This is a genomic window from Streptomyces sp. NBC_01808 (assembly GCF_035917395.1).
Classification (GTDB): domain Bacteria; phylum Actinomycetota; class Actinomycetes; order Streptomycetales; family Streptomycetaceae; genus Streptomyces.
Genome location: NZ_CP109072.1, coordinates 1,895,083 through 1,919,043, shown reverse-complemented (window position 1 = coordinate 1,919,043; position 23,961 = coordinate 1,895,083). Strand labels below are relative to the sequence as shown.

Sequence of the window (23,961 nt, the reverse complement as noted above, 5' to 3'; positions counted from 1 at the left end):
CCGTCCAGCAGTTGGACGGGGGCCCTTCGGCGTACTCTGCGGTCGATAGGCTGACGCCCGACAACTGAGACGACCCCCGGGACGGTGTGCCATGAGCGTGCAGACGGCAGCAGGAGGCGACAGCACGGCGGCGCGTTCCTGGCCGGATGTCATCAGCGCGCTGATCGCCGGGCAGGACCTGAGCGCCGAGGACACCGCCTGGGCCATGGACCAGATCATGTCGGGTACCGCGAGCAACGCGCAGATCGCCGGCTTCGCAGTCGCCCTGCGCGCCAAGGGCGAGACGGTCGCGGAGATCTCCGGGCTCGTGCGCACGATGTACGAGCACGCCAACACCATCGCCGTCCCCGGCCCGACCGTGGACGTCGTCGGCACCGGCGGCGACCGGGCCCGTACGGTCAACATCTCCACCATGTCCGCGATCGTCGTCGCCGGGACCGGCGCGAAGGTCGTCAAGCACGGCAACCGGGCCGCGTCCTCCGCCTCCGGCGCCTCCGACGTGCTGGAGAAGCTGGGGGTCAACCTCGACCTGGCGCCCGAGCGGGTCGCCGAGGTCGCGGAGGAGGCGGGCATCACGTTCTGCTTCGCGGTCAAGTTCCACCCCGCGATGCGGCACGTCGCGCAGACCCGCAAGGAGCTGGGGGTCAGCACCCCGTTCAACTTCCTCGGCCCGCTCACCAACCCGGCGAGGGTCGGCGCGCAGGCCACCGGTGTCGCGGACGCCCGGATGGCACCGATCATGGCGGGGGTGCTGGCCGAGCGCGGCACCTCGGCGCTCGTCTTCCGCGGTGACGACGGGCTGGACGAGCTGACGACGACGGCCACCTCCCAGGTGTGGACCGTGCGCGGCGGCGCGGTGCGGCAGGAGCGCTTCGACCCGCGCGACGTGGGCATCGAGCTGGTGCCGGTGGAGGCGCTGCGGGGCGCGGACGCCTCGTACAACGCCGATGTCGCCCGCCGGCTGCTGGCCGGCGAGACCGGCCCGGTGCGCGACGCGGTGCTGCTGAACGCGGCGGCGGCGCTCACGGCCCTGGACACCGACGCGGACGGCCCGCTGCCGGACCGGATCGCGGCGGGCATCGTACGGGCCGCGGAGTCGATCGACTCGGGCTCCGCGCTGCGGGCGCTGGAGCGCTGGGTCGCGGCCAGCAACCGCTGAGGCGGAGGCGGGGGTTTCCCGGTACGGGCCACCCCCGCCGATATCCGGAGAGTTGCGGACAGTCCGGGCAACCGGGTTGCGCCGCGGCTCTCCGGTGCGCATACTCCTGACCAGGTCACGAGCGACAGCGATCAAGGCCCCGGCCCGCTGTCCGGCAACCCTCCGTCCGTGGCGGGGTGCCCCGGGTGATGACCGGGCCGCAGGCAGCGAGGTCTGCGGCAAGCGCGGACCCCTCGCGAATCCAGGGGTCCTGGTCGGCCGAGGGAGTACCGCCGTGAGCAAGCGAATGCGCTAGGGGCTCTTAGCCCCTCGCCGCCGCGCGCGTCCTTCCGCAGGGTTTCCGCCGAGCGTCGCGCGCGTCCTTTCCGGGCCGTACGGGCCCGTCACCCCGCACATCTCGACGCCTGCTCACGGGAGTTCCGCATGTCCGCGTCCACGCTCACCCCCGCCTGTCTGCCCGTCCTCGGCCGGGACGTCCGCGCCCCGCTCGTCACCGGCGGCGACGCCGAGTACGCCGCCCTGGACTACGCCGCCAGCGCCCCGGCGCTGCAGCGCGTCTGGGACGACGTCGCCGCCTACGCGCCGTACTACGGCAGCGTGCACCGCGGCGCCGGCTACCTCTCGCAACTCTCCACCGAGCTCTTCGAGTCCAGCCGCGCGACGGTCGCCGGGTTCCTCGGCTGCCGCCCCGACGACCAGGTCGTCTTCACCCGCTCCACCACCGACTCGCTCAACCTGCTGGCGACCGCGCTGCCGCCGGGGACCGAGGTCTACGTCTTCGAGACCGAGCACCACGCCGCCCTGCTGCCCTGGCAGCACGACGGGTCCGCGGCCGGCCGGGTCACCGTGCTCGCCGCGCCCGGCAGCCCCGAGCAGGCCGTGGCGGCGCTGGACTCGGCGCTCGCGGCGCGGGTCGGCGACGGTCCGGCGCTGGTGTGCGTGACGGGCGCCTCGAACGTCACCGGAGAGCTGTGGCCCGTACGGGAGCTGACCGCGGCGGCGCACCGGCACGGGGCGCGGCTGGTCCTGGACGCGGCGCAGTTGGCGCCGCACCACCCGGTGGACGTGGCGGATCTGGGCGTGGACTGGGTGGCCTTCTCCGGGCACAAGCTGTACGCGCCCTTCGGCGCCGGCGTCCTCGCGGGGCGGGCGGACTGGCTCCAGGCGGCGCCGCCGTACCTCGCGGGCGGCGGCGCCAGCCGGCGGGTGCTGCGCGCGGCGGACGGGGGAGTGGACGTCGAGTGGCAGACGACGGCGGCGCGGCACGAGGCGGGGTCGCCGAACGTCATCGGCGCGTACGCGATCGCGTCTGCGTGCAAGGCGCTGACGGAGGCCGGGTTCGGCGAGCTGGTGGCGCGGGAGCGGGCACTGGTGGCGCGGATTCTTGAAGGGCTCGCGGAGCTGCAGGGGGTGCGGGTGCTGTCGCTGTTCGGCGCGGACGCGGCGCGGGTCGGGGTGATCTCGTTCGTGGTCGACGGCTGGAGCAGCTCCCATCTGGCGGCGGCGCTGTCGGCGGAGCACGGGATCGGGGTGCGGGACGGGCTGTTCTGCGCGCACCCGCTGGTGCGGGTGCTGCTCGGCGAGGCGGGGGAGTCGGCCGAGTGCGGGGGCGGCGCCGGGGACGGGGAGCGGCCGCTGAACGCGGTGCGGGTGAGCTTCGGGGCGGGCACGCCGGACGAGCACGTGGACCGGTTCCTGGCGGCGCTGGGGTCGCTGGTGCGCGACGGGGCGCGGTGGTCGTACCGCACGGTGGACGGCCGCTGCGTCCCCGCCTCCGGCGCGGCACCGGCGGTGGTCTGAGCCCGGCCGGGAGCCCGCGGCTACCTCGGATTGCCGGTCCCGGCGGGACGCCCGGCCAGCGCGCTGCCGATCAGCACCATGCGCAGCGTCCGTTCGGCCGCGTCCGCCAGGAACTCCCGGGCGCGCAGCAGCGCTTCCGGCAGCGCCATCGGGCCCGGGATGATGGTCCCGTAGGCGTCGACGCCCGTGCCGTGGACCTCCTCCGCGCCCTCGCCGATCGTGCCGGCGAGGGCCAGGACCGGGCGGCCGTGGAGCTTGGCGCGGCGCGCCACCTCCGCGGGCACCTTGCCGCGCGGGGTCTGGTGGTCGAGGGCGCCCTCCGCGGTGATGACGAGGTCGGCGGCGGCCAGCCGGGCGTCGAGGTCGAGGTGGCCGAGGAGCACCTCGAACCGCGGCAGGAGGCGGGCGCCGACCGCCGCGAGGCCCGCGCCGAGGCCGCCGGACGCGCCGGTGCCGGCGCCCAGGCGCAGGTCCGTGCCGGGGACCGGGAGGTCGCGGGTGAGGACGCCGGCCCAGTGGTCGAGGGCGGCGGCCAGCTCCTCGACCTGCCGCGGGGAGGCACCCTTCTGCGGGCCGAAGACCCGGGCGACGCCGCGGGGGCCGCAGAGCACGTTGTACGGGTTGCAGGCCACCAGCAGCTCCGTCCCGGCGAGCCGGGGGTCGAGTCCCGCGGGCTCGATGCGCGCGAGCCGGGCGAGGGCGGCGCCGCCGGGGGCGAGGTCGCGGCCTTCGGCGTCGAGGAGCCGGGCGCCCAGGGCCGTCAGGGCGCCGGCGCCGCCGTCGGAGGTGCCGGAGTCGCCGCAGCCGACGATGATGCGGCGTACGCCGTGGTCGAGCGCGGCGCGGATCAGCTCGCCGACCCCGTACGTCGTGGTGCCGCCCGGGTCGCGCCGCGGGCGCGGCACGAGCGCGAGCCCCGCGACGGCCGCCATTTCGACCACCGCGGTGGTGCCGTCGCCGAGGAGGGCGAAGTGGCTCTCCAGCCGGTCGCCGAGCGGGCCGGTGGCCGGGTACGGGACGAGCCGCCCGCCAGTCGCGGCGGCCAGCGCCTGCGCCGTACCCTCGCCGCCGTCGACGAGCGGGATCAGGTCGACGGCGGCATCGGGCAGCACCCGGCCGACGCCCTCGGCGATGGCCTCGGCGGCGGCCTCGGCGGACAGGGACTCCTTGAAGCCGCTGGGGGCGACGACGACGCGGTCGAGCATGAGGTCTCCTGAGGGTCGGAGGGGTGTACGGAGGTCGGCGGCCGGCTGGCGGCGGTTCAGTCGTCGAGGACGGGCACGCCGAGCAGCGGCCAGACCGCGAGGGCGAAGAGCAGCACCAGCGCCGCCGTCAGCGGGGCCAGTACCGCGGCCGTGCGCAGCAGGTCCCGCGGCGTGTACGTCGCCACGCCCGGTATGTCGGAGAAGAGTGCGACGGGCTTGGCGGACGCCGGCAGCGTCTGGCAGAAGCCGGCCGCCGCGGTGGACGCCAGCGCGGCGGCCACCGGGTTGACCCCGGCGGCCAGCGCCGCGGCGATGACCAGCGGGACGAGCACGCTGGAGCGCGCGGAGCGGGACTGCAGCACGAGGTGCGCGGCGGTGCTCACGGCGACCACCCCGGCGAGGAACGCCCATGCGGGCACGGACGAGCCGCCGGGGAGCCCGGAGACCAGCCACGCGGCGGCCTCCGACTCCGACAGCGCGATGCCCATCGCCATCGTCGCCGCCATGAACAGCAGCAGCGACCACGGCACCGTGCGCAGCGCGTCCTTCAGCCGTACGGTCCCTATCGCCGGCGACGCCGCGACCACCGCGCCGATGAGCGCCACCACCGCCGGCGGCACCCGGTGCAGCGGCTCGCTGCACCACAGCACCACCACCGTGCCGAGCAGCAGCGCGCAGCGCGCCTCGGCCTGCGACAGCGGCCCGGTGACCGGCTGTTCCGTGTGCTCCTGGATCTGCTCGGCGGTCAGGTGCACCGGGCCCTTGCGGTCCGCGCGCTTCGTCATCGTCAGCAGCACCACCTCGGCGGCGAGATGGGCGGTGGCGATCGCCAGCGGCAGTCCGAGCAGCAGCCACTCGGTGAAGCCGATCTGCTCCCCGGTCGCCTCCCACAGCACCGACACCGTGATCAGGTGCGCCCCGGCGCCGATGAGGGTCGCCACCGCGGAGAGCAGGATGACGGTGGGGAAGAGCAGCGCCAGCATCACCACCAGCCGCTTCCGCTCGCCCAGCGCCTTGGCCAGGGCGAGGAACACCGGCAGCGCGAGCGCCGCCCGGCCGGAGGTGGCCGGCACGGCGAAGGCGGTGACGACGAGCGCCGCCGTCGTCAGGTGCACCAACTGCCGTACGGAGCGCGCCCCGGTGACCAGGAACACCGCCGCCCGGCCCGCGAGGCCCGTACCCGCCACCGCGGCGGCGAGCACGAACGCGCAGATCAGCAGCCACACCGTCTCGTCGCCCAGGGTGCCGAACAGCGTCTCGCTGTCCAGCACCCCGGTGACGACGAGCGCGAGCCCCGCGCCCAGCGCGATGAACGTGTCGTCGATCGGCGTGCCGATCCAGGCGCAGGTCGCCAGGGCGAACACCGCGAGGGTCAGGCGCCCGTCGGCCGTCAGCCCCGGGGCGTTGCCCGGGACGGCCAGCAGGGCGCAGATGCTGAGGGCCACGCACAACGTCGCGGTCTGGCGCAGGGAGAGGCTCACGGGAAAGAGCCTCCGCGGCGGCCGTGAGCCTCTGATGAGCCGAAGATTAAGGAGATTTCACCTTTTACCTGGGCGTCACCCGAACGAGTGTCAGCGCGCCGGCTCGGGTTCATCCGGCCGGCGGGCGGGCAGCCGGTAGCCCATGCCGCGTACGGTCTCCACCCGCTCGGCGCCCATCTTCTTGCGCAGCGCGCGCACGTACACGTCCACGATGTTGGAGCCCGGGTCGAAGTCGTAGCCCCACACGTGGGAGAGGATCTGCTCGCGCGAGAGCACCTGCCCGGGGTGGCGCAGGAAGAGTTCGAGGAGCACGAACTCGCGGGCCGTCAGGTCCACCATGCGCCCGCCTGCCTGCGCCCGGCGCGTGCGCAGGTCGAGCGAGAGGTCGCCGCTGCGCAGCACCGTCACCTCCGGCGCCCGCGCGGCGGTACGCAGCCGCAGCCGCACCCGGGCGAGCAGCTCCTCGAACCGGAACGGCTTGGTCATGTAGTCGTCGGCGCCGCCTTCGAGACCCGCGACGGTGTCGGTGACCGACGCCCGCGCGGTGAGCACGATCACCGGCACCGTCGAGCGCGCCTCGCGCAGTTGGCGCAGCACGGTGAAGCCGTCCCGGCCGGGCAGCCCGATGTCGAGGATGACCAGGTCGAAGCCGCCGGTCAGGGCGAACTCGTACGCGGTGTCGCCGTCCGCGGCGACGGTGGTGGTGAAGCCGTTGGCGCGCAGCCCCTTCTCCACGAAGGAGGCGATGCGTTCCTCGTCCTCGGCGATGAGAATCCGGTTCATCACAGACCCTCCTGAAGGATCAGGGTAAAGGTGGCCCCGCCGCCTTCGGTGGGGCTGAGTTCGACGTGGCCGCGGTGGCCCTCCGCGATGGCCTTGACGATGGCCAGGCCCAGGCCCGCGCCGCCGCCGCGGGAGCCGCGGCGCGCGGTGCCGCGGCGGAAGCGTTCGAAGATGAGGTCGGCGTCCTGGGGCGGGATGCCGGGGCCGCTGTCGGCGACGTACAGCTCGACGTGTCCCTCCACGGTCCGCGAGCCGATCCGGATGCGCCCGCCGGGCGCGGTGTGCTGCACCGCGTTCTGGGCGAGCTGCACCATGGCCTGCGTGACACGCTGCGGGTCGAGGCGCCTCTCGCCCTCGGCGACCTCGCTCAGCTCCCAGTCCCGCTCGCCCAGCGTCCTGGCCTTGACGAACACGTCCGCGGTCAGCTCCGCCAACTGCACCGGCTCCGGCTCGACGAAGTCCGGCCGCTCGGCCTTGGCGAGCAGCAGCAGGTCCTCCACGATCCGGGTCATCCGGTCCAGCTCGTCGGTGACCAGCCGCAGCGTCTCCTCGCGCTCCGCCGGGTCCTCGCCCATCAGCTCCAGGTGCCCGCGCACGATGGTGATGGGCGTACGCAGCTCGTGCCCGGCGTCGTCGACGAACTCCCGCTGGGCGGCGAACGCCCGCTCCAGCCGGTCCAGCATGGCGTTGAACGTCGCCGCGAGCGCCGCCGTCTCGTCCCGGTCGGCCCGCCCGCGCACCGGGATCCGCCGGGTCAGGTCCTGCTCCGTCAACTGCGCGGCGGTCTGTCCCACCAGCCGTACGGGCGCCAGGATGCGGCCCGCCACCGCCCAGCCGATGGCGCTGACGACCACCAGCGCCATGGCCGAGATCATCAGCATGATGACGAACACATCGCTCACCTGCTCGCGTTCGCGCTCGGTGTGGATGGCGACGACGAACGCCGCCGCGTCCGGCTCCTCCTTCGCGCCGATGCCGACCTTCGCCCAGCGCACCTCGCCCGAGGGCCGGTCGAGGGAGCCCGTACGGCCGCCGGACTCGAAGATCGCCCGGCGGCCCGCCTCGTCGTTCTCCAGCGGCCGGGACATCGTCAGGTCCCGCGGCTGGACGAGCTGCTTCGGCCCGTCGCCGCGCTGGCGCACCAGGCCCAGCAACTCCTCGTCGGGGTCGGCGTACTGCCGCTCCAGGAAGACCGTCAGCAGCCGTTCCGGGTCGGTGAAGGGGCGGCTCGTCTCGGGGTCGACGCCCCGCTCGTAGAGGCTGGCGAACTCCCGCGTCTCCTGCGCCAGCAGCCGGTCGACCCGGTGCTCCAGGTCCCGCAGCAGGATGGACCGGGTGGTGCCGGCGACGGCGGCGAGGGCTGCCGTCATCACCACCAGCAGCAGCAGGAGAATGCGGGCACGCGCGGAGATCATCGATCAGTCGTCGAACTCATCGTCGTCGTTGCCGCCGCCGGAGTCGTCCCCGGTGTCGTCCGCGTCGTCGTCGCCGCTCGCGCTGCCCGACGGATCGGTGGTGGGCCCGTCGCGCACCGGCGGCGGCGAGACCGTCTCCTTGCCCGTCTCCTCGCCGGGCGACGTGCCTGTCGACGGCGAGGTGGACCCCGGCGGGGAGGACGTGCCGCCCTCCATCTCCACCCGGGCGGGCGGAGTGGGGTCCTCCGGGTCGTCGGTCAGGGCGTAGCTGGTCGCGGCGACGCCCAGCGGGATCGCCACCACGGCTGTCAGTGCGGCCATGCGCTTCGAGAAAGCCATGTGTTTGAGGCTGGGGCCGGCGGATGCCGCGCAGCGTGAAGGACGGATGAGAGATTCTTCATCTACGGCCCCGAGCGCGCACCGCGCTACTCCTCCAGGCCGATGGCGAACGCGGCTTCGAGGTCGTGCTGCGAGTACGTACGGAAGGAGATGTGCGTCTCGGTCCCCGCCACGCCCGGGACCTTGCTGATCCGGCCCGGGATCACGTCGGCCAGATCGTCGTGGCGCGCCACCCGGACGATGGCGATCAGGTCGTGCGCCCCCGTGACCGAGTACACCTCGCTGACCCCGTCGATCGCGGCGATCGACTCCGCGATCTCGGGAATGCGGTCCACGTCGGTGTTGATCAGAACGATCGCAGTGATCATGTGTTCGCTCTCCCTCTCGGACCCGCGTGCGGCGCTCACTCTATCTGTCTGCCTAAGACCTCGCTCCAGGTCGTAGGGTGGGGGCACGGCCTGCGACGACGGTCGGTGCGCCGGGCCGGCCCGGCGCCGGAGGGACCGGCCGAAGCCGCGGGGATCGCTGAAGCGGAAGGGTGACCGGTGGTGGAGCCGAGAGAAGGCTCGGGCGTCTCCTCCGAGGAGGACGCGGCCGAGGTGCTCGACGGCCCGCTGCCCGAAGGGGTCCGCCGCCGGATCGTCACCCTGGCCGACGAGTCCTTCGGTGGCCTGACCGTCGCGGAGCTGCCGCCGCAGTTGCGGCAGTACGCCCGCTTCACCCCCTCCCGCCGCGTCAAGCTCGCCGGCAACGCCATCGCCGCCGCGCTGGAGGCCGACGCCGCCTTCCGCGACCGGATCGCCGGGCGGGCCGCGGAGCTCCAGCCCGAGCTGGCCGCCGCGCTGCGCGGCGGCAGCCCGCCGGCCGCCGCCGAGCCCGTCGACGTCGCGGCCCTCGCGTACCTGCTGCGGCCGCCCGGCTGGGTCAAGCTCATCGCCGCCGCCGGCGAGGAGGAGCAGCGCGCCGGCGCCGAGCGGGCCGGCGAGGAGGCCGCCCGCGAGCTGGCCCGGCTGCGTAGGGAGCTGTCCGAGGCCCGCGCTGCCGCCCGCGGCGAGTCGGAGCGCACCCGGCACGAACTGGAGGCGCTGCGCCGCGAGAACGAGGGCCTGCACCGCCGGCTGCGCAGCGCGCTCAGCGACGTCAAGCGCGGCGAGGCCGCCGTCCGCAAGCTCCAGCAGGAGACCGCCGCGGGACGCGAGGAGGCCGCCGCCCACCTGGCCGCAGCCGAGAGCGAGGCCCGCCGGCTCCGCGCCCGCCTCGGCGAGGCCGAGTCGGGCCTGGAGGCCAGCCGCCGGGCCGCCCGCGAGGGGCGCAGCGTGGAGGACATGCGCGTACGGCTCCTCCTCGACACCGTGCTCGACGCCGCCCAGGGGCTCCGCCGCGAACTCGCCCTGCCGCCCGCCCGGATGACGCCCGCGGACACGGTGGGCGCGGTCGAGCCCGGCACGATCTCGCCGAAGGAGGTGGCCGCCCGCGCCCTGTCCGCCACCGACCCGGCGCTCCTCGACCAACTGCTCGCGCTGCCGCAGGCGCACATGGTCGTCGACGGCTACAACGTGACCAAGACCGGCTATCCCACCCTCCCGTTGGAGAAGCAGCGCCTGCGCCTCCTCGGCGGCCTCGCCGGCCTCGCCGCGCAGACAGGTGCTGAGGTGACGTGTGTGTTCGACGGCGCGGAGCTGGCCGCGCCGGTGCTGCTCGCGCCGCCGCGCGGAGTGCGGGTGCTCTTCAGCAAGCCGGGCGAGACCGCGGACGAGCTGATCCGCCGGCTCGTCCGGGCCGAACCCACCGGCAGACCCGTCGTGGTGGTCTCCGCCGACCGCGAGGTCGCCGACGGCGTCGCCGCCGCGGGCGCCCGGCCCGTATCGTCCGCGCTGCTCCTCAAGCGGCTCGCGCGGAGCTGACAACCCGGGGAAACACGGGCGAGTTCGGACAACCCTTCCGTCCCTCGCGGGTGCGGACAGTTCGCCGCTCCGAGTCCAACTCGTTGTCGAACAGTGACTACTGGCCGTGTGATGTGAGTAAAGAAACGCGCTTCGGGGGGACTTTTTTGCCGGAGGGATTTGAACGGATCACCCCTGCCTCGTTAGTGTCTGGCCCGAACCTTCGTGCTGTCGGTCGCTCAACCGGGGCGATGGCGAAGGTCCCGCCGGTACCGGGGCATCCCCAAAGCCACGGTCGGGCGGCTGGAGGAAGAGGAGCTCGCCTTCGTGGCGTCCCACCGTCGACCGAAGCAGCCGAACCGGGCCAGGGTCACCGTCTTCACCGCGACCGCCGCCGCGGCCGTCGCCCTCTCCACCCAGAGCGCGCAAGCCGCCCCCGACAAGGACGACGTCAAGCGGCAGGTCGACAACCTGTACGAGGACGCCGAGCGCGCCACGGAGAAGTACAACGGCGCCAAGGAGCGGCAGGACAAGCTCGAAGAGGACGTCAAGGAGCTCCAGGACAAGGCCGCCCGCGGCCAGCAGGAGCTCAACGACCTCCGCGACGGCCTCGGTTCGCTGGCCACCGCCCAGTACCGCAGCGGCAGCATCGACCCCTCCGTGCAGCTTTTCCTCTCCGCCGACCCGGACACCTACCTGGACAAGGCGTCCACGATGGACCGGGTCAGCGGCAAGCAGGCCGAGTCGCTGGAACGCATCGCCGACAAGCAGCGCAGCCTCGCGCAGCAGCGCCAGGAGGCGAGCGAGAAGCTCAAGGACCTGGAGGAGACCCGCAAGGAGCTGGGCTCCCAGAAGAAGAAGGTCCAGGACAAGCTGAGCGACGCCCGCGCGCTGCTCAACGAGCTGACCGAGGAGGAGCAGGCCGCGCTCGCGGAAGAGGAGCAGCGCGCCAGCCGCGAGGCGGAGGACCGCGTCGACCTCGGCGACGTCGCCCCCGGCTCCTCCCACGGCGCGGCCGCCCTGTCCGCGGCGCAGAGCAAGCTGGGCGCCCCGTACGTCTACGGCGCCACCGGCCCCAGCTCCTTCGACTGCTCGGGACTCACCGGCTGGGCCTTCTCGCAGGCCGGCGTCGCGCTGCCGCGCATCTCCCAGGACCAGGCCAACGTCGGCACCCGGATATCCTCGGTCAGCCAGCTCCAGCCCGGGGACCTCGTGTTCTTCTACAGCGACCTGCACCACGTGGGCATCTACGCGGGCAACGGCCAGATCATCCACGCCCCGAAGCCGGGCGCGGTCGTCCGCTACGAGGCCGTCGGGAACATGCCGTTCATGTGGGGCGCGCGCGTCTGACGCCGGCCGCGGTGCCCGCCGCGGCCTCTGTTGTGCACGCCGCGGCTTTCGTTACGGCCACCGTGCCGCCCGTTCGGGCGAATTGCCGACACCGCGCGTTTCGAACGTCCCGCGGGTGACCTGCGTCGGCACCCGGGCGCCGACATCGCGCCCGGGGGCGGTTCTTGGTCGGCGCGTAGTCGCGTGGTTACTGTCTGCCGCGTGTCAGCACATCGACGATCCATCCGGCACTGCGGTGCCGGCCGCCTGCGTACCGGCGTCCTCACCGCCGCCGCGGCGGCGGCGCTGTCCGGCTCGCCCGCCGTCTTCTCCGGCCTCTCCGACGCGGCCCTGGCCGCCCCCGACGACCACGCCGAGGCCAGGGAGCGCGTACACGACCTCTACGCCCAGGCAGAACGGGCCACCGAGAAGTACAACGCGGCCAAGGAGCGCACCGAGGAGCTGCGCCGCAAGGCGGCGCTGCTCCAGGACCGCGCCGCCCGCGACCTCGCCCGGATCAACCGGATGCGCACCGAACTCGGTTCGCTCGCCGGTGCGCAGTACCGCTCCGGCGGCATCGACCCGAACCTGACCCTGATCCTCTCGGAGAGCCCCGAGGGCTATCTGGAGAAGGCCGCCACCCTGGAGCGCATCGGCAACCGGCAAAGCGGCCGGCTGCGCCAACTCGTCGGCCTCCAGCGCGGGCTGGAGCAGCAGCGGGTACGGGCCAGGGACACCCTCGCGGACCTGGAGCGCGAACGCGACGCGCTGGCCGGGCACAAGCGCGAGGTCACCGACCGGCTCGCGGAGGCGCGGCGGCTGCTCAACTCGCTGCCGAAGGAGGAGCGCCCCGGCGCCGGCGACCGCGCCTCCCGCTCCGCCCAGGCGCCCGACCTCGCCCCGGTGCCGGCCTCCGGCCGCGGCGCGCTCGCGGTGGCGGCGGCACGGGGCGCGGTCGGCACCCCGTACGTGTGGGGCGGCGCGGCGCCCGGCGGGTTCGACTGCTCGGGCCTGACGCAGTGGGCCTACGGCAAGGCCGGGGTGTCCATCCCGCGCACGTCGCAGGCGCAGCGCTACGCGGGCCGCCAGGTGCCGCTGGGCCAGGCGAAGCCGGGTGACCTGGTGACGTACCGGGCGGACGCGAGCCACGTGGCGATGTACGTGGGCGGCGGCCAGGTCGTCCACGCCCCGTACCCGGGCGCGTCGGTGCGCTATGACCCGGTGGGAATGATGCCGGTCGCCTCGGTGACCCGGCCGTAGGAAGCGGACGGGGGCGCGGCTGCCGGCGCGCCCCCACGTCCCTCACATCCCCGCCGTCCCCATATCCCCTACGTCCCCCGCACTCCCGCCCAAGGGTAGGCCGCCCCTCTGACAACACCGCCCCGGTCACCCGCGCCGCGCCCCGCCCGCCGCAGCGACGTACGCTCGTCGGCGTGGCAGGCGTACGGACCGTGGTGCTGGTGCTCTGTGCCGGGCTGGTCGCCGTGCTGCTCGGCGGGTGCGGCGACGACGGCGAGCCCCGCGACGCCACCCGCGCCATCGCCGACCTGCTACGGCAGCGCTCCGCCGCCGTCCGCGACGGCGACGAGGCCGCGTACCTCCGCACCGTCGACCCGCAATCCGGCCCGTACCGGCAGCAGCAGCGCACCGTCTTCCGCAACCTCGACGCCCTCCCGCTCGCCGCCTGGACCCTGCGCCTCGACGACCCCGCCGGCGCCACCGTGCCCGCCGCCGAGCGCACCACCGCCGACGTCCGCCTGACCTACCGCCTCCGCGGCTACGACACCGGCGACGCGACCGCCGACCAGCGGCTGGAGTTCGTACGCCGCGACAGCCGCTGGTACGTCGCGGGACCCGCGCCCGGCAGCCGCCCGCAGCCGTGGGACCAGGGCCCCCTGACCGTCGTACGCGGTACGCACAGCCTCGTGCTCGGCGCCGGCCACCCCGAGGGCCGCCTGCGCGACATCGCCGCCGTCGCCGACCGCGCGGTGCCCGGCGTCTCCGCCGCCTGGGGCGGCGCGTGGGCGCGCCGCGTCGTGGTGCTGGTGCCCGCCTCGCAGGCGGCGATGGGGGAACTGCTCGGCGCGGGGCCCACGGCCTACGCGGGCGTCGCCGCCGTCACCACCGGCCGGCACCGGGACCGCACGCCCGCCGACCGCGTCGTCGTCAACCCCGAGGCGTACGACACCCTCGGCACCCTGGGGCGCCGCATCGTCCTCACCCACGAGACCGTCCACGTCGCCACCCGCGCCGACACCTCCCCGGCCACGCCCCTCTGGCTCTCGGAGGGCTTCGCGGACTGGGTCGCCTTCCGCGCCACCGGCCGCGACCCCCGCCAGGGCGCACCCGAACTCGCCCGTGCCGTGGCCGCCGGCCGGCTGCCACGGTCCCTCCCCGCCGACGCCGACTTCACCCGTCCCGCGGGCGGCGACGGCGACCGGGTCGCGGAGGCGTACGGCGAAGCGTGGCTGGCGGCCCGGATGGTCGCCGACGAGTGGACCCCGGACCGCCTCGTGGCGCTCTACCGCGCCGTGGGCGGGGCGGAGTCCCGCGAGCAGGCCGTCGGCCCGGCACTGCGGGCGGAGCTGGGTGTCGACCTCGGGGAGTTCACGGCACGGTGGCGGACGTATCTGGAGCGCGAGGTGGGCTGAGGGCGCCCGCGCCACTTTTGCCTGAGAGGCAAGGAGTTTGACTCTGGGGCACGCGCGGTGGCTCAATGGCCGGTATGAGCACCGACCACCCCCAGGCTCCCCACCTGCGTGAGCTGCGCCGGCGGGCCGGGCTGACGCTGGAGGCCGCGGCCGCCAGGGCCGAGCTTTCGCCGGCTCATCTCTCCCGGCTGGAGACCGGGCAGCGGCAGCCCTCGCTGCCGGTGCTGCTGAAGCTGGCCCGGGTCTACGGTACGACGGTCTCCGAGCTGCTCGGCGAGGTGCCCTCGGCGCAGACCTCCGTCGTGCGGGGGGCCGAGGTGCCGGTGCGGGAGGCCGGAGGGTGGTCGTACCGGCAGGCCGGGGGGACGGACCGGGGGATGCAGGCGCTGCGGGTGTTCGTGCCGTACGACGCCGAGCACCGCGATCTCGTACGGGTCCATCCCGGCGAGGAGTGGCTGTACGTGCTCGACGGGCGGATGCGGCTCGTGCTCGGTGACCGCGAGCACCTGCTTGACCCGGGGGACAGCGCCCAGTTCGACTCCCTCACCCCGCACCGCATCGCCGCCGCCGAGCCCGGCGGCCTCGGGCTGCTCTTCGTCCACACGCTGCTGCAGAGCGCCGTCGCCGGGCTGTGCCTCGGTGACGGCACCCGGCACTGACCCCAAGGAGACCGCCGTGTCCAAGCGGATTGAAGAGAGATTCCCCCGCGGCCTGGTGATCCGCCTCATCGTCTACATCTTCGTCGGCCACCTCTTCGCCGCGTTCCTGCTGCTCCTCTTCAAGGCGGGCGGCGGCGCGTAGACCGCGAAGGGGATACACGGGGTACGCGGACCTCACCACGTCAGCAGGTCGTCCTCCCGCGCCGTACGCTGCCGCGGCACCGAAGCCTCCCCGCTCTCCGGCCCGACCGGCGCCCCCGCCGTCGACCGCCACAGCCGCCGGCACGCCACCAGCGTCGCCGCGACCAGCAGCCCGTTCCGCAGCGCCAGCAGCGCGATCCCGAACCCGGTGCTCCCCACGACCTCACCGAACCACACCGGGAACTCCGCCAGCGTCACCCCCGTCGCCGCCAGCACCAGTCCCGCCGGCAGCGCCATCCGCGCCGCCCGCAGCGTCAGGCACACCGCCGCCAGGCCGACGAGCCAGAGCAGGTACTGCGGGCTGATCACCCGGCTCGTGGTCGTGAACAGCAGCGCCCCTGCGAACGCCGCCTCGCACCCCGTCGTCGCCGTGAACTCCCGCGCCCGCAGCCGCCACAGCACCAGCCACCCCATCGCCAGTACCGAGAGCGCCAGCGCCAGATCGCTGACCAGGCCGACGCCGGGACCGAGGAACTCCATGGAGCCGTAGTGCAGTTCCACCGTCCCCTCCCAGCCGTGGTGCCGGCCGATGTGGAAGACCAGTGCCCCCAGCGACTCCACCTCCGTGCCGCGGTCGCGCTGCGCCGTGACGAAGTCGAACGCCCCCGGCATCGCCAAGGACGCCAGCAGCGCCACCCCCGCCGCCGTACCCGCCGCCGCGCCCCACGACAGCCGCGTCGCCCGCCCGCGCGCCGCGCCCAGCAGCACCAGCACCGGCCACACCTTCAGCATCGCGCCGAACCCCGCCAGCGCCCCCGCGACCGCCGGCCGCCGGGCCGCGGCCAGCAGCGCCGCGACGGCGACGGCGGTGACCATCACGTCGTAGCGCGCGTACGCGGTCGGCCCCAGCAGCGGCACCCCCGCCACCCAGAACCACGCCCCCGCCCGCGACCGCCCGGCGCCGCCGCCGGCCCGCAGCAGCAGCGCCAGCACCGCGGCGTCCGCCGCGCAGGCCAGCGCGAAGAAGGCGGACGCGTAGCCGAGGAACGGCAGCAGCCCGGGGGAGAGCACCGGGAGCGCGGCGCCCGGCGGGTACTGCCAGCTCACGTCGTCGACCGGGAACGTGCCGGTGCGCAGCACCTCGTACCAGCCGCGGTAGATCACCTCGACGTCGCTGGTGACGTCGGGCCCGGGCAGCGTGACCACACCCAGCACGAGCAGCAGCAGGCCCGTGCGGGTCAGCGCCCACGCCGCCACCGGCGCCGCGACCCGTGCCATGGTTCGACCTCCGCCCCGCCCCCGTGTGCGTCCGACGACACTGCGAGTCCGACGACACTACGACACGGCTCCGCCCGGCCGCAGGTCCCCGGCACCGCGGGCCCCGGTACTGTCGGCCGCGATGCACAAGCCACCGACCCGCAAGCCGCCGACCCACAGGCCGCCGCGCAAGACGCTCGTCGTCACCAACGACTTCCCGCCCCGCCCCGGCGGGATCCAGAACTTCCTGCACAGCATGTGCCTGCGGCTGGACCCCGAGCAGGTCGTCGTCTACGCCTCCACCTGGAAGCGCGACGCCGAAGGCCGCGCCGCCACCCGGGACTTCGACGCCCGCCAGCCCTTCGAGGTGATCCGCGACCGCACCACGATGCTGCTGCCCACCCCGCGCGTCACCCGCCGCGCGGCCGGGCTGCTGCGCGCGCACGGCTGCCGCTCGGTGTGGTTCGGGGCCGCCGCGCCGCTCGGGCTGATGGCGCCGGCGCTGCGGCGCGCGGGCGCCGAGCGGATCGTGGCCACCACGCACGGGCACGAGGCGGGCTGGGCGCAGTTGCCGGGGGCGCGGCAACTGCTGCGGCGCATCGGCGAGTCGGCGGACACGCTCACGTACCTCGGCGAGTACACCCGCGCCCGGATCGCCCGTGCGCTCACCCCCGAGGCCGCCGCGCGCATGGCGCAGCTGCCGCCGGGCGTCGACGAGACCGCGTTCCACCCGGGCTCCGGCGGCGACGCCGTACGCGCCCGCCTCGGGCTCGCGGACCGGCCGGTCGTCGTCTGCGTCTCCCGGCTCGTCCCCCGCAAGGGCCAGGACACCCTGATCCGCGCGCTGCCCCGGATCAGGGAGTCCTGGCCGGAGGCGGTGCTGCTGATCGTCGGCGGCGGCCCGTACCGCGGTGACCTGGAGAAGCTCGCGGCGGCCACGGGTGTCGCCGGCTCGGTGCGCTTCACGGGCGCGGTGCCGTGGGAGGAGTTGCCGGCGCACTTCGGCGCGGGCGACGTGTTCGCCATGCCGTGCCGCACCCGGCGCGGCGGGCTCGACGTGGAGGGGCTGGGCATCGTGTACCTGGAGGCGTCCGCGACCGGCCTGCCGGTCGTCGCGGGCGACTCGGGCGGGGCCCCGGACGCGGTGCTCGACGGCGAGACCGGGTGGGTGGTGCGCGGCGGCGCGGAGCGGCAGGCGGCGCAGGCGGCGGAGCACATCGTGACGCTGCTGGGCGACGCGGACCTGCGCGCGCGGATGGGCGCGCGGGGGCGGGCGTGGGTGGCGGAGCGGTGGCGCTGGGACCTGCTGGCGGAGCGGCTGACGTCGCTGCTGTGAGGGCGCGGAGCGGCGCGTACGGTACGCGCCGGGGCGGCGGTCGTACGCACCGGCCCCACCGGGCCCGTACGCGACCGGCGTTCGGCGCCCGTACGCGAGCGACCCCGTACGCCCCCGCGCCCTACCGCTCGTACAGCGCCTCGATCTCCTCCGTGAAGTCCTTCGCCACCGCGCCCCGCTTCAGCTTCAGCGACGGCGTGAGATGCCCCGACTCCTCCGTGAACTGCCCCGGCAGGATGCGGAACTTGCGCACCGACTCCGCCCGCGACACCTGCGCGTTCCCGTCGTCCACGGCCAACTGCACCGCCGCAAGCAGTTCCGTGTCGTCCGCCAGCTCCGCCGCCGTCCGGCCCTGCTTGCCGTGCTCCTCCGCCCACCGGGCGAGGAACTCCTCGTCCAGGGTGACCAGCGCCGCGACGAACGGGCGCGCGTCGCCGACGACCATGCACTCCGCCACCAGCGCGTGCGCCCGGATCCGGTCCTCTAGCACCGCGGGGGCGACGTTCTTGCCCGCCGCCGTGACGAGGATCTCCTTCTTCCGCCCGGTGATGGACAGATACCCGTCCTCGTCCAGGCTGCCGAGGTCGCCGGTGCGCAGCCACTCGCCGTCTAGCGCCGCGGCCGTCGCGTCCTCGTTGGCCCAGTACTCCTCGAAGACGTTGCCGCCGCGCACCAGCACCTCGCCGTCGTCGGCGATGCGGATGGTGCAGCCCGGCAGCGGCTGCCCTACGGTCCCGATCTTCGGGCGCTGCACCGGGTTGACGGTGATCGCGGCGGCCGTCTCGGTCAGGCCGTAGCCCTCCAGGACGGTGAAGCCGATGCCGCGGTAGAAGTGCCCGAGCCGCTCGCCGAGCGGGGCGCCGCCGGAGATCGCGTGGGTGGCGCGGCCGCCGAGGACGGCGCGCAGCTTGGCGTAGACGAGTTTGTCGAAGAGCGCGTGCCGCAGCCGCAGCCCGAAGGCGGGGCCGCCGGTGTCCAGGGCGCGGCTGTACGCGATGGCGGTGTGGGCCGCCTTGTCGAAGATCTTCCCCTTGCCGTCGGCCCCGGCCTTGGCGCGGGCGGAGTTGTAGACCTTCTCGAAGACGCGGGGAACGCCGAGCAGCAGCGTCGGCTTGAAGCCGGCGAGGTCGCCGGTGAGGTTCTTCACGTCCGACACGTGGCCGAGCTTCATCGGGGCGACCATCGCCGCGATCTCCACCAGCCGGCCGAAGACGTGGGCGAGCGGCAGGAAGAGGAGGATGGAGCTGTCGCCGGAGCGGAAGAGCGGGCGCAGTTGCTCCACCGCGTTGCCGCACTCGGCGAGGAAGTGGCCGTGGGTGAGGACGCAGCCCTTGGGGCGGCCGGTGGTGCCGGAGGTGTAGACGAGCGTCGCGGGGGAGTCGGCGCCGGCCGCGGAGCGGTGCTCCTCCAGCGCGGCGTCGGACACCCCGGTCCCGGCGGCGGTCAGCTCGGCGACGGCGCCCTTGCCGTCCCCTTCGCCGCCGGACCCGCCGTCGATCTGCCACACCTGGCGCAGCAGCGGCACCCGGCCGCGTACCGACTCGACCGCCGCGGCGTGCTCCGCGGTCTCCACCACGCACGCCACCGCGCCCGAGTCGCTGAGGATCCAGTGGATCTGCTCGGCCGAACTGGTCTCGTACACCGGGACGGTCACGCCGCCCGCGGTCCAGATCGCGAAGTCCAGCAGTGTCCACTCGTACCGCGTACGGGACATCAGCCCGATCCGGTCCCCCGGCCGCAGCCCGGCCGCGACCAGGCCCCTGGCCACCGCCTCCACCTCCGCGAGGAAGTCCGCGGCGGACACGTCCTGCCAGTCGCCCGCCGCGGTCTTGCGGGCGACGACGGCCAGGTCGGGGGTGCGGGCGGCGTTGGTGCGGACGAGGTCCGAAAGGTTGGCGTCCGCCGGGACCTCGTACAGGGCGGGAAGGGCGAACTCTCGCAAGACGCTGCTCCTCGACGTTCCGGTGGGCCACCTGCGACCCTATCCCCACGGGGGCGCCTTGCGGCAGTGGCGCCGCTCACCGCCGTGCGGGTGCCGCACGGGCGCCGTCGGGGCGCCGTGCGCGCCGGAAGTAGGGTGATCGCATGAGGGTCCACGTGGTCAGCGACGTGCACGGCAACAGCGCGGATCTGGCCCGCGCGGGCGACGGCGCGGACGCGCTGGTGTGCCTCGGCGACCTCATCCTCTTCATCGACTACGCCGACCACTCGCGCGGCATCTTCCCCGACCTCTTCGGCGTCGCGAACACCACGCGCAGCGTGGAGCTGCGCACCGCCCGCAGGTTCGACGAGCACCGGGAGTTCGTGCGCTCGCTGTGGGCCGGGATGGACAAGCGCGGGGAGATCGAGAAGGCGGTGCGCAAGCAGTACGCGGAGCTGTTCGCGGCCTTCCCCACGCCGACGTACGCCACCTACGGCAACGTCGACATCCCGCGGCTGTGGCCCGAGTTCGCCCGCGAGGGCACCACGGTCCTCGACGGTGAGCGGGTCGAGATCGGCGGGCTGGTCTTCGGTTTCGTCGGCGGCGGACTGCAGACGCCGATGCGCACGCCGTACGAGATCGACGACGAGACGTACGCCGCGAAGGTCGCCGCCGTCGGCGACGTCGACGTGCTCTGCTCGCACATCCCGCCCCTCGTCCCCGACCTCTGCTACGACACGGTGGCGCGCCGCTTCGAGCGCGGCAGCGAGGCGCTGCTGGAGGCGGTGCACAAGGTGCGGCCGCGGTACGCGCTCTTCGGCCACGTCCACCAGCCGCTGGCGCGGCGGATGCGGATCGGGGCGACGGAGTGCGTGAACGTCGGGCACTTCGCGTCCCGTGGGAAGCCGTGGGTTCTGGAGTGGTGAACCGGGCGCGGTAACCTTCAGCGCGGACGGTTGACGGAGGAGCCAAGGCATGGCAGAGCACACCAGGTCGAGCATCACCATCGACGCCGCGCCGGACGCGGTGATGACGGTGATCGCGGACTTCGACCGCTACCCGGAGTGGACCGGCGAGGTGCGGCGGACCGAGGTGCTCGAAGCGGACGGACAGGGGCGCGCGGTGCGCGTGCTGCTGGTGCTGGACGCGAAGACGATCCGGGACGAACAGACGCTGGCGTACACCTGGGCGGGACCGCACGAGGTGCGCTGGACGCTGGAGAAGTCGCAGATGCTGCGCGCGCTGGACGGGGCGTATCTGCTGCGGCCGCTGGCGGGCGGCGAGCGCACCGAGGTGACGTACGAGCTGACCGTCGACGTCAAGATCCCGATGCTCGGGATGATGAAGCGCAAGATGGAGAAGATCATCATCGAGCGGGCGCTGGACGGGCTGAAGCAGCGCGTCGAGAGCGTGCCGGGCGCTTCCGCCGACTCCGGTTCCGGTTCCGGCACGGACTGACGGGCCGCGTGCGTACTCTCCTCGTCACCGGCGCGGCCGGCGCGGGCCGTACGACGGTCGCGGCGGCGACGGCGCTGCGGGCCGCGCGCGACGGAGCGCGGGTGCTGCTGCTGACGGCGGACCGGGAGGCGGGCGGGCTGCTGACGGGCGCGCGGGAGGCGCAGATCCCGGGGCAGCGGCCGGCCGCGGAGCCGGCGGCCGAGCGGTCGGGGGAGACCCCGCCGTGGACGGATCCCGTCCGGGTCGAGACGGGGCTGTGGGCGGCGCGGCTGCGCGGGGCGGAGTCGGCGACGGAGTCGCTGGCGGTCTGGCAGGAGCGGTACGAGGACACCCTGGAGCTACTCGGCGCGACGCCGCTGGCGGCGGAGGAGCTGACGCCGCTGCCGGGCTCGCGCGAGTTCGCGGTGCTGCGGGCGCTGGTGGCGCTGTACGAGACCGGGGCGGAGGGCGGCGGCGTACCCGCGGCCGGGGACTCCGCTGCGTCCGGGGCGTGGGATCTGGCCGTCGTGGACATGCCCGCCGCGTGGGAGACGCTGCGGGCGCTGGCGCTGCCGGAGCAGTTGGTGCGGTACCTGCGGCGGCTGCTGCCTGCGGAGCGGCAGGCGGCGCGGGGGCTGCGGCCACTGCTGGGGCGGCTGCTCGGGGCGCCGGTGCCGGCGGGGCGGGTGTACGAGGCGGCGGCCCGCTGGGAGCACCGGCTGGAGGCCGTGCGGGAGGCGGCCGAGGCCGCGGGGACGCGGGTGCGGTTCGTACTGGAGGCGACTCCGCGCGGGGCGCGCGAGCTGCGGCGTACGCGCGCGGCGTACGCGCTGCAGGGGTGCGCGGTCGAGGCCGTCGTGGCGAACCGGGTGCTGCCCGGGGGCTCGGACGACGCCTGGTACGCGACGCTGGCGGACGAGCAGCACCGCGTGGCCAAGGAGCTGGGCGCGGAGCTGCGCGACGCGGGCGCCAGGTTCTGCGTGCTGCCGCACCTGGGCCCGGAGCCGAAGGGCCCGGTGGCCCTGGCGGTGCTGGCGGAGGCGGTGGCGCCGCCGGGCGCACGGCCCGCGGCGATCGACCCCGGGGATCCGGCGGAGGTGGACGACCTGCTGGCCGACGAGGGCGTGCTGCTGTACCGCCTGCCGCTGCCGGGCGTCGAACGGGGGGACCTCACCCTCGTACGCCGCGGCGACGAACTCCTGGTCACGGCGGCCGGCCACCGCCGCGCCCTGCCGCTGCCGGCGGCACTACGCCGCTGCACCATCACCCGGGCCGGCCTCCACGAAGCCGAACTCCACATCCGCTTCACCCCGGACCCGGCAGTCTGGCCCCAGCCCCGCTGACGAGCCGAGCCGCCCGGGGCACCCCATGCCGCACCGCCGCCCGCCCGCGCAGCCTCACCGGACTCGTGCCCACCCGCCTCGTCGGCCCCGCCCCGCTCCGTCCGTCGCCCTCCCCACCCACCTCCACACCGGGCGCAACCCCCGCCACCCCCGCCTCCCGCCTCCCCGGGCACACAACCCTCTGCGCGGCAGTGAACGTGAAGTCGGCGGTCGGGTACCGTCGATGTATGAGTGATGCCATCGAGCGCCCTGAACCCGGTGCGGCGTCCACCGTCCCGGACCCGGACGCGTGGGCCCAGGCGTGTGCCGAGGACTTCGCCGCCGAGCAGGCCCGGCGGCGCGCGGTCTACGGGCCCGAGCCCGTCAGCGCCGCGGAGGAGCTGCGCCGCTTCTTCGACTCCCTCTCCGACAAGGTCTCCGAGCTCCGCGCCCCCGGCGCGACCGGCGGCACCGCCGCCGTCGCGCAGACCGCCGCGCAGCAGTTCGCGAAGCAGTTCCTCGCCTCCGTGAAGACCGTCGTCGAGCCCGTCGTGGAGCGCAATCCGCAGGTCTTCGACCACCTCGCCACCGCCGGCACGGAGATCGCCGCCGCCTACCGCGCCGCAGTTCAGCGGCAGGAAGCCGACTGGTCGCGGGACGACGAACCACCCAGCAGCCCCAAGCAGATCGACCTCGACTGACGGCCGGGCCCCGCGCTGCCTCCGGTAATGTGAGGAGGCGCAGCGGGGCTCGAACCGAATAACCGAGGGAGACATGGGACTCACCATCGGCGTCGACATCGGCGGCACCAAGATTGCGGCCGGTGTGGTCGACGAAGAGGGCTCGATCATCCGGACGAGCACGGTACCGACCCCCGACACACCCGAAGGCGTCGTGGACGCCATCTGCGCGGCGGTCCAGGAGGTCACGTCCGCGACCCCGGCCGAGGCCGTCGGCATCGGCGCCGCCGGGTACGTGGACGACAAGCGCGCCACCGTGCTCTTCGCCCCGAACGTCAACTGGCGCCACGAGGCGCTCAAGGACAAGGTCGAGCAGCGCATCGGCCTGCCCGTCGTGGTCGAGAACGACGCCAACGCAGCCGCCTGGGGCGAGTACCGCTTCGGCGCCGGCCAGGGCCACGACGACGTCGTCTGCATCACCCTGGGCACCGGCCTCGGCGGCGGCGTGATCATCGGCGGCCGGCTGCACCGCGGCCGCTTCGGCGTGGCCGCGGAGTTCGGTCATATCCGCGTCGTGCCCGACGGGTTGCTCTGCGGCTGCGGCAGCCAGGGCTGCTGGGAACAGTACGCCTCCGGCCGCGCCCTCGTGCGGTACGCGCGCCAGCGGGCCGCCGCCACCCCCGAGTCCGCCGAGATACTGCTCGCCCTCGGCGACGGTACGCCCGAGGGCGTCCAGGGGCGGCACGTCAGCGAGGCCGCCCGGCGCGGCGACCCGGTGGCGGTCGACTCGTTCCGGGAGCTGGCCCGTTGGGCGGGCGCGGGGCTCGCGGACCTGGCGTCGCTCTTCGACCCGTCGGCGTTCATCGTCGGCGGCGGCGTCTCGGACGAGGGCGACCTCGTCCTCGACCCGATCCGCAAGTCGTTCCGGCGCTGGCTCGTCGGCAGCCAGTGGCGCCCGCACGCGCAGGTGCTCGCCGCCCAACTCGGCGGCCGCGCCGGCCTCGTCGGCGCCGCCGACCTGGCCCGCCAGGGCTGACGCCCGGCCGGCGCGGATGACGTGACGGCCCGCGTGCCGGACGGTGCGAGCACCCGAAGGCACGAGGGCCCACGGCCTCCGGTACGGAACGGCCCCCGGCTTCCGCGACGCCGCGGCCCGCGGCGGC

Annotated in this window: 21 protein-coding genes, 1 pseudogene and 1 riboswitch; of the genes and pseudogenes, 14 read left to right on the top strand and 8 right to left on the bottom strand. The window is 74.7% G+C overall.

What is annotated here, in order from left to right; translation table 11 throughout:
• Nucleotides 1-91 precede the first annotated feature (91 nt).
• Together trpD and OG946_RS08120 are read left to right on the top strand one after the other, a co-directional pair.
• On the top strand, nucleotides 92-1,159 hold the full coding sequence (trpD, locus tag OG946_RS08125; protein WP_326795456.1) for an anthranilate phosphoribosyltransferase: 1,068 nt from the start codon (nucleotides 92-94) through the stop codon (nucleotides 1,157-1,159).
• Nucleotides 1,160-1,272: 113 nt separating this feature from the next.
• Nucleotides 1,273-1,390: riboswitch (SAM riboswitch) on the top strand.
• Nucleotides 1,391-1,582: 192 nt separating this feature from the next.
• Nucleotides 1,583-2,959 (top strand): aminotransferase class V-fold PLP-dependent enzyme, encoded by a 1,377-nt coding sequence (locus tag OG946_RS08120; protein ID WP_326795455.1) that lies wholly within the window; start codon nucleotides 1,583-1,585, stop codon nucleotides 2,957-2,959.
• On the opposite strand, the pseudogene OG946_RS08115 reads toward OG946_RS08120, so the two are convergent.
• The 6 genes and pseudogenes from OG946_RS08115 to OG946_RS08090 form a co-directional block, all read right to left on the bottom strand.
• Nucleotides 2,902-4,164 (bottom strand): annotated as a pseudogene (locus tag OG946_RS08115) (glycerate kinase family protein); the annotation flags it as partial. The gene OG946_RS08120 and the pseudogene OG946_RS08115 overlap by 58 nt on opposite strands.
• Nucleotides 4,165-4,220: 56 nt before the next feature.
• A complete protein-coding gene (locus OG946_RS08110; protein ID WP_326795453.1) occupies nucleotides 4,221-5,645 on the bottom strand; it encodes an SLC13 family permease in 1,425 nt (474 codons plus the stop codon).
• Between the two features lie 90 nt (nucleotides 5,646-5,735).
• Nucleotides 5,736-6,428, bottom strand: coding sequence for a response regulator transcription factor (locus OG946_RS08105; RefSeq protein WP_326795452.1), 693 nt, complete (start codon nucleotides 6,426-6,428; stop codon nucleotides 5,736-5,738).
• Nucleotides 6,428-7,843: a sensor histidine kinase gene (locus tag OG946_RS08100; RefSeq protein WP_326795451.1), complete on the bottom strand. Its 1,416-nt coding sequence runs from the start codon at nucleotides 7,841-7,843 to the stop codon at nucleotides 6,428-6,430. The genes OG946_RS08105 and OG946_RS08100 overlap by 1 nt, the downstream gene beginning before the upstream one ends.
• A gap of 3 nt (nucleotides 7,844-7,846) precedes the next feature.
• On the bottom strand, nucleotides 7,847-8,164 hold the full coding sequence (locus tag OG946_RS08095) for a hypothetical protein (protein WP_442814594.1): 318 nt from the start codon (nucleotides 8,162-8,164) through the stop codon (nucleotides 7,847-7,849).
• Nucleotides 8,165-8,268: 104 nt separating this feature from the next.
• Entirely contained in the window at nucleotides 8,269-8,550 is a 282-nt protein-coding gene (locus OG946_RS08090; protein WP_047015320.1) for an Lrp/AsnC family transcriptional regulator, read from the bottom strand.
• Nucleotides 8,551-8,727: 177 nt separating this feature from the next.
• Here OG946_RS08090 and OG946_RS08085 point away from each other — a divergent pair, with 177 nt between their 5' ends.
• The 6 genes from OG946_RS08085 (at nucleotide 8,728) to OG946_RS08060 (ending at nucleotide 14,846) form a co-directional block, all read left to right on the top strand.
• Nucleotides 8,728-10,086: an NYN domain-containing protein gene (locus OG946_RS08085; protein ID WP_326795449.1), complete on the top strand. Its 1,359-nt coding sequence runs from the start codon at nucleotides 8,728-8,730 to the stop codon at nucleotides 10,084-10,086.
• Between the two features lie 306 nt (nucleotides 10,087-10,392).
• Nucleotides 10,393-11,415, top strand: coding sequence for a C40 family peptidase (locus OG946_RS08080; protein WP_326795448.1), 1,023 nt, complete (start codon nucleotides 10,393-10,395; stop codon nucleotides 11,413-11,415).
• A 201-nt stretch (nucleotides 11,416-11,616) separates the two neighbouring features.
• Nucleotides 11,617-12,654: an NlpC/P60 family protein gene (locus OG946_RS08075; protein WP_326795447.1), complete on the top strand. Its 1,038-nt coding sequence runs from the start codon at nucleotides 11,617-11,619 to the stop codon at nucleotides 12,652-12,654.
• Nucleotides 12,655-12,827: 173 nt separating this feature from the next.
• The gene (locus OG946_RS08070) at nucleotides 12,828-14,045 is read left to right on the top strand and encodes a hypothetical protein (protein ID WP_326795446.1); all 1,218 of its coding nucleotides are present in this window, start codon (nucleotides 12,828-12,830) and stop codon (nucleotides 14,043-14,045) included.
• Between the two features lie 65 nt (nucleotides 14,046-14,110).
• A complete protein-coding gene (locus tag OG946_RS08065; protein ID WP_326795445.1) occupies nucleotides 14,111-14,704 on the top strand; it encodes a helix-turn-helix domain-containing protein in 594 nt (197 codons plus the stop codon).
• Between the two features lie 16 nt (nucleotides 14,705-14,720).
• Nucleotides 14,721-14,846, top strand: a complete 126-nt coding sequence (locus OG946_RS08060; RefSeq protein ID WP_222439496.1) for a DUF6126 family protein — start codon at nucleotides 14,721-14,723, stop codon at nucleotides 14,844-14,846.
• A 32-nt stretch (nucleotides 14,847-14,878) separates the two neighbouring features.
• On the opposite strand, the gene OG946_RS08055 is transcribed toward OG946_RS08060, so the two are convergent.
• A complete protein-coding gene (locus OG946_RS08055) occupies nucleotides 14,879-16,123 on the bottom strand; it encodes a glycosyltransferase 87 family protein (RefSeq protein WP_326795444.1) in 1,245 nt (414 codons plus the stop codon).
• A 121-nt stretch (nucleotides 16,124-16,244) separates the two neighbouring features.
• Between OG946_RS08055 and OG946_RS08050 the strand changes: the two genes are divergently transcribed.
• Nucleotides 16,245-17,438, top strand: coding sequence for a glycosyltransferase family 4 protein (locus OG946_RS08050; RefSeq protein WP_326795443.1), 1,194 nt, complete (start codon nucleotides 16,245-16,247; stop codon nucleotides 17,436-17,438).
• A 121-nt stretch (nucleotides 17,439-17,559) separates the two neighbouring features.
• On the opposite strand, the gene OG946_RS08045 is transcribed toward OG946_RS08050, so the two are convergent.
• Nucleotides 17,560-19,380, bottom strand: a complete 1,821-nt coding sequence (locus OG946_RS08045; protein WP_326795442.1) for an AMP-dependent synthetase/ligase — start codon at nucleotides 19,378-19,380, stop codon at nucleotides 17,560-17,562.
• A gap of 143 nt (nucleotides 19,381-19,523) precedes the next feature.
• On the opposite strand from OG946_RS08045, the gene OG946_RS08040 reads away from it, so the two are divergent.
• The 5 genes from OG946_RS08040 (at nucleotide 19,524) to OG946_RS08020 (ending at nucleotide 23,834) form a co-directional block, all read left to right on the top strand.
• Nucleotides 19,524-20,285: a metallophosphoesterase family protein gene (locus tag OG946_RS08040; protein WP_326795441.1), complete on the top strand. Its 762-nt coding sequence runs from the start codon at nucleotides 19,524-19,526 to the stop codon at nucleotides 20,283-20,285.
• A gap of 49 nt (nucleotides 20,286-20,334) precedes the next feature.
• On the top strand, nucleotides 20,335-20,817 hold the full coding sequence (locus OG946_RS08035; protein WP_047015311.1) for an SRPBCC family protein: 483 nt from the start codon (nucleotides 20,335-20,337) through the stop codon (nucleotides 20,815-20,817).
• Between the two features lie 8 nt (nucleotides 20,818-20,825).
• Entirely contained in the window at nucleotides 20,826-22,139 is a 1,314-nt protein-coding gene (locus OG946_RS08030) for an ArsA family ATPase (RefSeq protein WP_326795440.1), read from the top strand.
• A gap of 227 nt (nucleotides 22,140-22,366) precedes the next feature.
• Nucleotides 22,367-22,819, top strand: coding sequence for a DUF5304 family protein (locus tag OG946_RS08025; RefSeq protein ID WP_326795439.1), 453 nt, complete (start codon nucleotides 22,367-22,369; stop codon nucleotides 22,817-22,819).
• A 73-nt stretch (nucleotides 22,820-22,892) separates the two neighbouring features.
• Nucleotides 22,893-23,834: an ROK family glucokinase gene (locus tag OG946_RS08020; protein ID WP_326795438.1), complete on the top strand. Its 942-nt coding sequence runs from the start codon at nucleotides 22,893-22,895 to the stop codon at nucleotides 23,832-23,834.
• Nucleotides 23,835-23,961 lie beyond the last annotated feature (127 nt).

Coding starts and splice junctions, on each gene's coding strand:
- trpD (WP_326795456.1), top strand. CDS start 92: ATGAGCGTGCAGACGGCAGCAGGAGGCGACAGCACGGCGGCGCGTTCC.
- OG946_RS08120 (WP_326795455.1), top strand. CDS start 1,583: ATGTCCGCGTCCACGCTCACCCCCGCCTGTCTGCCCGTCCTCGGCCGG.
- OG946_RS08105 (WP_326795452.1), bottom strand. CDS start 6,428: ATGAACCGGATTCTCATCGCCGAGGACGAGGAACGCATCGCCTCCTTC.
- OG946_RS08100 (WP_326795451.1), bottom strand. CDS start 7,843: ATGATCTCCGCGCGTGCCCGCATTCTCCTGCTGCTGCTGGTGGTGATG.
- OG946_RS08095 (WP_442814594.1), bottom strand. CDS start 8,164: ATGGCCGCACTGACAGCCGTGGTGGCGATCCCGCTGGGCGTCGCCGCG.
- OG946_RS08090 (WP_047015320.1), bottom strand. CDS start 8,550: ATGATCACTGCGATCGTTCTGATCAACACCGACGTGGACCGCATTCCC.
- OG946_RS08065 (WP_326795445.1), top strand. CDS start 14,111: ATGGCCGGTATGAGCACCGACCACCCCCAGGCTCCCCACCTGCGTGAG.
- OG946_RS08055 (WP_326795444.1), bottom strand. CDS start 16,123: ATGGCACGGGTCGCGGCGCCGGTGGCGGCGTGGGCGCTGACCCGCACG.
- OG946_RS08050 (WP_326795443.1), top strand. CDS start 16,245: ATGCACAAGCCACCGACCCGCAAGCCGCCGACCCACAGGCCGCCGCGC.
- OG946_RS08040 (WP_326795441.1), top strand. CDS start 19,524: ATGAGGGTCCACGTGGTCAGCGACGTGCACGGCAACAGCGCGGATCTG.
- OG946_RS08035 (WP_047015311.1), top strand. CDS start 20,335: ATGGCAGAGCACACCAGGTCGAGCATCACCATCGACGCCGCGCCGGAC.
- OG946_RS08025 (WP_326795439.1), top strand. CDS start 22,367: ATGAGTGATGCCATCGAGCGCCCTGAACCCGGTGCGGCGTCCACCGTC.
- OG946_RS08020 (WP_326795438.1), top strand. CDS start 22,893: ATGGGACTCACCATCGGCGTCGACATCGGCGGCACCAAGATTGCGGCC.